Source organism: Streptomyces sp. PT12 (assembly GCF_003311645.1).
Taxonomy (GTDB): domain Bacteria; phylum Actinomycetota; class Actinomycetes; order Streptomycetales; family Streptomycetaceae; genus Streptomyces.
Window position 1 is genome coordinate 159,107 of sequence record NZ_QEST01000069.1, and the last position, 7,664, is coordinate 166,770.

Below are 7,664 nucleotides of genomic sequence, written 5' to 3' on the forward strand. Positions count from 1 at the left end.
GGTCACCTCAGCTTGACCCGGCCTTGTATCCGACGCCGCGCACGGTCACCACGATCTCGGGACGCTCGGGATCCTTCTCCACCTTGGAACGCAGCCGCTGCACATGGACGTTCACCAGCCGGGTGTCGGCCGCGTGCCGATACCCCCACACCTGCTCGAGCAGCACCTCACGGGTGAACACCTGCCACGGCTTGCGCGCGAGCGCCACCAGCAGGTCGAACTCAAGCGGCGTCAGCGAGATCGTCTGGCTGCCCCGCTTCACCGAGTGCCCCGCCACGTCGATCACCAGGTCCCCGATGGCCAGCTGCTCGGGCGCTGGCTCCTCCGAACGCCGCAGCCGCGCCCGGATCCTGGCGATCAGCTCCTTCGGCTTGAACGGCTTGACGATGTAGTCGTCAGCCCCCGACTCCAGGCCCACCACCACGTCGACCGTGTCGCTCTTCGCGGTCAGCATGACGATCGGCACGCCGGACTCACCACGGATCAGACGGCACACCTCGATGCCGTCCCGCCCCGGCAGCATCAGATCGAGCAGCACCAGATCCGGCTTGATCTCGCGGAAGGCGGCAAGCGCCTTGTCCCCATCGGCGACGAACGACGGCTCGAAGCCCTCCCCGCGCAGCACGATGCCCAGCATTTCCGCCAGCGCGGTGTCGTCATCGACGACGAGTACACGTCCCTTCATGCCTTCATCATCCCATCGCCCTTTCCCGCCCCGACCGAACGTGATCCAGAACACACGGCGGCAAGGTTTCCCCCGTCCACCGGCGAGACTACGCCGCGCTCGGTCACGATCGCGGTGACAAGTCCCGCCGGAGTCACGTCGAACGCGGGGTTGTACGCCTGCGCCCCCACCGGCGCCACCGGCACCCCGGGGCCGATGTCCGTCACCTCGTGCCCAGGGCGCTGCTCAATCGGGATCGCCCCCGCGTCCGCCGCCCCCGGATCCACCGTACTCACCGGCGCCACCACCACGAACGGGACATCGTGGTGGCGCGCGAGCACCGCGAGCGGATAGCTCCCCACCTTGTTGGCCACCGAGCCGTCCGCCGCGATCCGGTCCGCCCCGATCAGCACCGCGTCCACCTCGCCCGCCGCGAACAACGACCCCGCCGCCGCGTCCGCCAGCACGGCGTACGACATCTCCTCGCGCGCCGCCTCCCACGCCGTCAGCCGCGCGCCCTGGAGCAGCGGACGCGTCTCGTCCACCCACAGCCGCCGCAGCTCCCCTGCGCGATGCGCCGCCCGCACCACCGCGAACGCCGTCCCGTGCCCCCCCGACACCAGCGCACCGGTGTTGCAGTGGGTCAGCAGCCGGTATCCGCCACCCGGCAGCAGCTCCCCGAGCAGCGCCAGGCCGAGCTCCGCCATCCGCTCGCTCGCCACCGCGTCCTCCCGGTGCAGCGCCCTGGCCTCCGCCAACGCCGCCGCTGCCGCCGCGGGCCCGTTACCCCCCGTCGCCCGGTGCGCCGCGACGGCGCGCTCCACGCCGTACGCCAGGTTCACCGCGGTCGGACGGGCAGCGGTCAACGAACGCGCCGCCTCCCCGACGTCATAGCCACGCGCCGCGGCCAGCGCGATCCCGTACGCGCCCGCGATCCCGAGCAACGGCGCGCCCCTGACCGCGAGCGACTGGATCGCCGCGACAAGACCCGGCACATCGGTGCAGACGACCTCGACCTCGGCGGTCGGCAGCCGCCGCTGGTCGAGCAGGACCAGCATGGGCCCGTCGGGCGGGTCCGCCCAGCGCAGGACGGGGAGAGAGTGATCAGCCATTGGCACAGTCTGCCCCGGCGCGGCGGGTGAGAGAAGGCAGCGACCGCTTCGGCCGCACGGACGCGTCAGCCCCCGGCGCCATGGCACGATGGGCGCCAGGAAGCACAGGCGACAAAGGCGCGAAGCGTACGAGACGCGAACAAGGAGACACCGTGAGTGACACGCCGGGCTGGACCTCCCCGGGATCCCCGTCCCCGGAGCACGACCGGCCTGAATCCTCCCAGCCGACTCAGCCCTCCCCCTCGTCACAGCCGAGTCAGCAGCCGACGCAGCCGAGCCAGCCTGGCCACCCAGCCCCGCCAGCCCCGCCAGCCCAGCCCCAGGACGCCCCCCAGGGCTGGGGCGCCGCGCCCCCACCGCCGGCGCCGCCGCACCAGACACCCCCCTCCTACCCCCAGCAGCACCAGCCGGGGGGCTGGGGCGGCTGGCACCCGCACACCTTCGCCGCCAAGCCCGGCGTGATCCCGCTCCGCCCGCTCGGCATCGGCGAGATACTCGACGGCGCGGTCTCCACCGCCCGCGCCCACTGGCGGACCGTGCTGGCCATCGCGCTGGCCATCGCCGTCATCACCCAGCTCGTCGGCACCGTCGCCATGCGCCTGTGGCTCAGCGACTCCTCGGGGATCGCCGCCCTCGAGGACAACCCCAACCCCACCGACGAGGAGCTGCGCGACGCCCTCGGCGAGCTGACCGCGTTCGCCTCCGTCACCGGCATCATCACCCTCCTCGGCTCCGTCCTCGCCACCGCCATGCTCACCATCGTCGTCAGCCGCGCCGTCCTCGGCCGCGACGTCACGATCGGCGAGGCGTGGCAGGACTCGAGAAGCCGCCTGCTGCGCCTCCTCGGCGTCGTCCTGGTCGTGCCCCTCATCTGCACCCTCGCCATCGCCGTCCCCACCCTGGTCATGGCCGTCACGGGCAGCGCCGCGCTCGTGGTCCTCGGGGTCATCGGCGGCATCGTCCTCGCCGTCTGGCTCTGGGTCCGCCTCTCCCTCGCCGCCCCCGCCCTCATGCTCGAACGCCAGGGCGTCTTCGCGGCCCTGCGCCGCTCCGCCAAGCTGGTCAGCGGCTCCTGGTGGCGCGTCTTCGGCGTCCAGCTCCTCGTCATCGTCCTGCTGACCCTGGTCGGCGGCGTCCTGGAGTTCCCCGCCTCCGCGATCGCGAGCATCGTCGACGGCGGCGACGCGGGGGGGATGTTCGACAGCGGCTTCTCCGACATGTCCTGGACCTACCTCACGATCACCGGCATCGGCGCCGTCCTGGCCTCGACGATCACCCTGCCCATCAGCGCGGGCGTCACCGCACTCCTCTACATCGACCAGCGCATCCGCCGCGAGGCCCTGGACATCGAGCTGGCCCGCGCCGCGGGCGTGGACACCCCCCACAGGGAAAGCTGACGCCGTGGCGCCGCCATGGGCGGACCCCCCGGTCCCGCCCGTCACCGTCGACCGCGTTCCCGCGCAGGAGGACGCCGAACGGGAGCTGTCCCGCCAGATCTACACCGAGCACGAGCCGGGGCTGGTCCGCCGGATCTGGTCCTGGGTGTGGGACCGGATCTTCGGCTTCCTCGACGAGGCGGCGTTCCGCACCCCGGGCGGCTGGTTCGGCCTGCTGGTCATCGCCGTCGCGGTGATCGCCCTGCTGATCGCCCTCCGCATCCGCCTCGGCACCGTGCGCAACGCCAGGGGCCCCGCCGCCCCCGGCGCGCTCTTCACCGACCGCCCCCGCACCGCGGACGAGCACCGCGCCGCCGCCGAACGCCACGCCCACGCCGCCCACTGGACCCCCGCCGTCCAGGAGCGGCTGCGCGCCATCGTCCGCTCCCTCGAGGAACGCGCCCTGCTCGACCCCCGCCCCGGCCGCACCGCGAACGAAGCCGCCGCCGAGGCCGCCCGCCCCCTGCCGGGCCTCGCGACGGAGCTGCGCGCCGCCGCCACGACGTTCGACGGCGTCACCTTCGGCGGACTGCCCGCCGCCCCCGACGACTACGCCAGGCTCGCCGGCCTTGACGAACGCCTCGCCCGCGCCAAGCCCGACCTCGCCGCCACCACCACCTGGACCGCCCCATGACCGCGGCCCCCGACGCCCCGCCCCGCCCGCCCCTCCCCGAGACAGGGACCTGGACCGCGCCCCGGGGCACCGCCGTCTCCCCCGACGCCCGCCAGCTGTGGCGCCGCGCCCGCGGCTTCGTCGCCGCCCTCGCCGTGCTGATCACCGCGGGCCTGGTCCTCGCCCTCCTCAACTCGGGCGAGGACGGCACCCTCCACCCCCGTGCCGCCACCCCCGACGGCGCCCGCGCCATCGCCGAACTGCTGGCCGACCGCGGCGTCACCACCACTCTCGTCACCACCGCACGCGAGGCCGCCGCCGCCACGGGACCCGACTCCACGCTGCTCGTCGTCCGCCCCGAAGCCCTCACCGACGCCGCCCGCGCCACCGTCGCCCGCACCGCCACGGCCCCCGGCGCCCGCACCGTGCTGCTCGCCCCGGGCCAGGCCGCGCTCAACGCGTTCACCCCGGGCGTCACCGCCGCCGAGCCCGTTCCCGCCGAGGAGCGCGCCCCCCGCTGCGACGACGCCACGGCCCGCCGCGCGGGCAGCGCCCTCACCGGCGGCTTCCGCTACGCCACCGGCCCCGCCACCCCCCCGCTCACCGCCTGCTACCCCGCCGCGGGGCTGCCGACCCTCCTCGCCGTCCCCGCCGGGGGCGACGGCGAGACCGTGCTGCTCGGCACCCACGAGCCGCTGCTCAACGAGCACCTCGACGAGCACGGCAACGCCTCCCTCGCCCTCCAGCTCCTCGGCGAACGCCCCCACCTCGTGTGGTACCTGCCCTCCCCCGAGGACGCGCCGAGCACCGGCGGCGAGGAGAGCCTGCTCGACCTGCTCGATCCCAGCTGGCGCTGGGCCACGCTCCAGCTCGCCATCGCCGCGGCCCTCGCCGCCCTCTGGCGAGGCCGACGCCTCGGCCCGGTCGTCACCGAGCCCCTGCCCGTGACCGTCAGGGCCGCCGAGGCCACCGAGGGCCGCGCCCGCCTCTACCACCAGGCCGGTGCCAGGAACCGCGCGGCCGAGGCCCTGCGCTCCGGCGCGCGCGCCCGCCTCGCACGCCTCACCGGCGTTCCCAGCGCCGCCGCGCACGCCCCCGACACGCTGCCGCGGGCCGTGGCCGCGCACACGGGCGAGCGCCCCGAGGCCGTGCACGCCCTGCTGTTCGGCCCGCCCCCGCCCGACGACCCGTCGCTCGTCCGGCTGGCCGACGATCTCGACGCCATCGAACGGCGCGTCGCCCCGACCACCGCCCCTCCGAGCGAAGGCAAGGACCACCGCCCGTGACCGCACCCGCTGCTGAAAGCCCGCACGCCGCCCTGGAGGCCCTGCGCGGCGAGATCGGCAAGGCCGTCGTCGGCCAGGACGCCGCCGTCACAGGGCTGGTCGTCGCCCTGCTGTGCCGGGGCCATGTCCTCCTCGAAGGCGTGCCGGGCGTCGCAAAGACGCTGCTGATCCGCACCCTGGCGACCGCACTCGAACTCGACACCAAACGCGTCCAGTTCACCCCCGACCTCATGCCGAGCGACGTCACGGGCTCGCTCGTGTACGACACGCGCACCGCCGAGTTCTCCTTCCAGGCGGGCCCGGTCTTCACCAACCTCCTGCTGGCCGACGAGATCAACCGCACCCCGCCCAAGACCCAGGCGTCGCTCCTCGAGGCGATGGAGGAGCGGCAGGTCTCGGTCGAGGGCACCCCGCGCCCGCTGCCCGACCCGTTCATGGTCGCCGCCACGCAGAACCCCCTCGAGTACGAGGGCACCTACCCCCTGCCCGAGGCCCAGCTCGACCGCTTCCTCGTCAAGCTGATCCTGCCGCTGCCGAGCCGCGACCAGGAGATCGACGTCCTGGCCAGGCACGCCGCCGGGTTCGACCCGCGTGACCTGGCCACAGCGGGCGTGCGCGCGGTCGCGGGCCCCGGCGAGCTGGCGTCGGCCCGCGCGGCCGTGGCGAAGGTCGCCGTCTCGCCCGAGGTCACCGGCTATGTGGTCGACCTGTGCCGCGCCACCCGCGAGTCGCCCTCGCTGTCCCTCGGCGCGTCGCCGCGCGGCGCGAAGGCCCTGCTGAGCACGGCCCGCGCATGGGCCTGGCTCTCGGGCCGCGAATATGTGATCCCCGACGATGTGAAGGCCCTGGCCCTGCCGACGCTCCGCCACCGCGTGCGCCCGCGCCCCGAGGCGGAGATGGAGGGCGTGACCGCGGACGCGGTGATCAACGGCCTGCTGGCCCGCGTCCCGGTGCCCCGCTGATGGCGCTCTCCGGCCGAACGGCACTGCTGGCCGCCGCGGGCGCCCTCGTCGTGGGCCTGCTGCCCGGGTGGGGCGGCATCCTCACGGTCGCCGTCCCGCTGCTCGCCGCCGTCCTGTTCGACCTGGCCCGCGCGGCCCCGGTCCGCTCGCTGCGCGTCGAACGCTCCGGGGCGACCTCGGTGCGCCTCGGCGAGGACGCGGAGATCACGCTCACGGTCACCAACCCGTCGGGCCGACCGCTGCGCGCGGAGCTGCGCGACGCGTGGCCACCGAGCAGCTGGCGCCCCGGCACCTCGTTCGCGGCCTCCCGCCACCGGCTGACGGTCCCGGCGGGGGAACGCCGCAGGCTGACCACGTCGCTGGCCCCGACCCGCCGCGGCGACCACCGCCCGGTGCGCGTCACGGTCCGCTCGCACGGCCCGCTCGGCCTGGCGGCGCGCCAGGGCAGCCACGCGGTGCCGTGGACGCTGCGGGTGCTGCCGCCGTTCACCAGCAGGAAGCACCTCCCCGGCAAGCTGGCCCGCCTCCGCGAACTCGACGGCCGCACCACGCTGTTGACGCGGGGCGAGGGCACGGAGTTCGACAGCCTGCGGGACTATGTGCCGGGCGACGACGTCCGCTCGATCGACTGGCGCGCCACGGCCAGGCAGTCCACGGTCGCGGTGCGCACCTGGCGGCCCGAACGGGACCGGCACCTGCTGCTCGTCCTGGACACGGGCCGCACGTCGGCGGGCCGGGTCGGCGACGTGCCGCGCCTCGACGCGGCGATGGACGCGGCGCTCCTGCTGACGGCGCTGGCGTCCCAGGCCGGGGACCGGGTGGATCTGCTGGCCTTCGACCGGGTGGCGCGTACATCGGTGCGCGGCAGGACGGGCGGCGACGTGCTGCCCGCGACGGTGGCGGCGATGGCCCGTCTCGAGCCCGCGCTGGTGGAGACGGACACGCGCGCGATGGCCGCGGCGGCGCTGGCGACCGCGCCTCGCCGCTCGCTGATCGTCCTGTTCACCGGCCTCGACACGGCCCCGGTCGAGTCGGGCCTCCTGCCGGTGCTGCCCCAACTCACCCATCGCCACACGGTGCTGGTGGTCGCCGTGGCCGACCCGAGGGTGGCGGAGATGGCGGCGGCCAGGGGCACCGTCCCCGGCGTGTACGAGGCGGCGGCGGCCGCGCAGCACCAGGCGGAACGCGAACGGATCGGTGACCGCCTCCGCCGCCTGGGCGTGACGGTCGTCGAGGCAGGTCCCGAGGAGCTGCCCCCCGCGGTGGCGGACGCGTATATCGCCCTGAAGGCGGCGGGAAAGCTGTAAGGAAAAAGCGCGGCGGGAGGAAAGCAGAAATGGCTGGGGCCCCACAGGATTTCCTGTGGGGCCCCAGCCATTTATCAAAGAATTGTCCGGCGGTGTCCTACTCTCCCACACGGTCCCCCATGCAGTACCATCGGCGCAGAGAGGCTTAGCTTCCGGGTTCGGAATGTAACCGGGCGTTTCCCTCTCGCCATGACCACCGGAACACTGCGAGAACACAGTCTCCAGCCAGTCAAGAATTCACAGTGGACGCGAGCATCTGCGGACAAGCCCTCGGCCTATTAGTA

At 74.4% G+C, this 7,664-nt stretch carries 7 protein-coding genes and 1 rRNA gene; 5 read left to right on the forward strand and 3 right to left on the reverse strand.

Annotated features, from left to right (window positions below; translation table 11 throughout):
• Positions 1-7: 7 nt before the first annotated feature.
• Both mtrA and mtnA read right to left on the reverse strand, forming a co-directional pair.
• Positions 8-685, reverse strand: a complete 678-nt coding sequence (gene mtrA, locus DEH69_RS06245; RefSeq protein ID WP_086160249.1) for a two-component system response regulator MtrA — start codon at positions 683-685, stop codon at positions 8-10.
• The gene (gene mtnA, locus DEH69_RS06250) at positions 682-1,776 is read right to left on the reverse strand and encodes an S-methyl-5-thioribose-1-phosphate isomerase (RefSeq protein WP_113685864.1); all 1,095 of its coding nucleotides are present in this window, start codon (positions 1,774-1,776) and stop codon (positions 682-684) included. The genes mtrA and mtnA overlap by 4 nt, the downstream gene beginning before the upstream one ends.
• A 152-nt stretch (positions 1,777-1,928) precedes the next feature.
• Between mtnA and DEH69_RS06255 the strand changes: the two genes are divergently transcribed.
• From DEH69_RS06255 to DEH69_RS06275, 5 genes are read left to right on the forward strand one after another with little or no spacing between them, the layout of a single operon-like run.
• A complete protein-coding gene (locus DEH69_RS06255) occupies positions 1,929-3,173 on the forward strand; it encodes a hypothetical protein (protein ID WP_113685865.1) in 1,245 nt (414 codons plus the stop codon).
• 4 nt (positions 3,174-3,177) lie between these two features.
• Positions 3,178-3,846, forward strand: coding sequence for a DUF4129 domain-containing protein (locus DEH69_RS06260; protein ID WP_113685866.1), 669 nt, complete (start codon positions 3,178-3,180; stop codon positions 3,844-3,846).
• On the forward strand, positions 3,843-5,111 hold the full coding sequence (locus tag DEH69_RS06265) for a DUF4350 domain-containing protein (protein ID WP_113685867.1): 1,269 nt from the start codon (positions 3,843-3,845) through the stop codon (positions 5,109-5,111). The genes DEH69_RS06260 and DEH69_RS06265 overlap by 4 nt, the downstream gene beginning before the upstream one ends.
• Positions 5,108-6,073, forward strand: a complete 966-nt coding sequence (locus DEH69_RS06270) for a MoxR family ATPase (protein WP_113685868.1) — start codon at positions 5,108-5,110, stop codon at positions 6,071-6,073. The genes DEH69_RS06265 and DEH69_RS06270 overlap by 4 nt, the downstream gene beginning before the upstream one ends.
• On the forward strand, positions 6,073-7,380 hold the full coding sequence (locus tag DEH69_RS06275) for a DUF58 domain-containing protein (protein WP_113685869.1): 1,308 nt from the start codon (positions 6,073-6,075) through the stop codon (positions 7,378-7,380). Before DEH69_RS06270 ends, DEH69_RS06275 begins: the two co-directional genes overlap by 1 nt.
• Positions 7,381-7,464: 84 nt before the next feature.
• On the opposite strand, the gene rrf is transcribed toward DEH69_RS06275, so the two are convergent.
• Positions 7,465-7,581, reverse strand: a 5S ribosomal RNA gene (rrf, locus tag DEH69_RS06280).
• Positions 7,582-7,664: the final 83 nt, after the last annotated feature.

Excerpts from the sequence above, each read along its gene's own strand:
- mtnA (WP_113685864.1), bottom strand. The coding sequence starts at position 1,776 with ATGGCTGATCACTCTCTCCCCGTCCTGCGCTGGGCGGACCCGCCCGAC.
- mtrA (WP_086160249.1), bottom strand. The coding sequence starts at position 685 with ATGAAGGGACGTGTACTCGTCGTCGATGACGACACCGCGCTGGCGGAA.
- DEH69_RS06265 (WP_113685867.1), top strand. The coding sequence starts at position 3,843 with ATGACCGCGGCCCCCGACGCCCCGCCCCGCCCGCCCCTCCCCGAGACA.
- DEH69_RS06275 (WP_113685869.1), top strand. The coding sequence starts at position 6,073 with ATGGCGCTCTCCGGCCGAACGGCACTGCTGGCCGCCGCGGGCGCCCTC.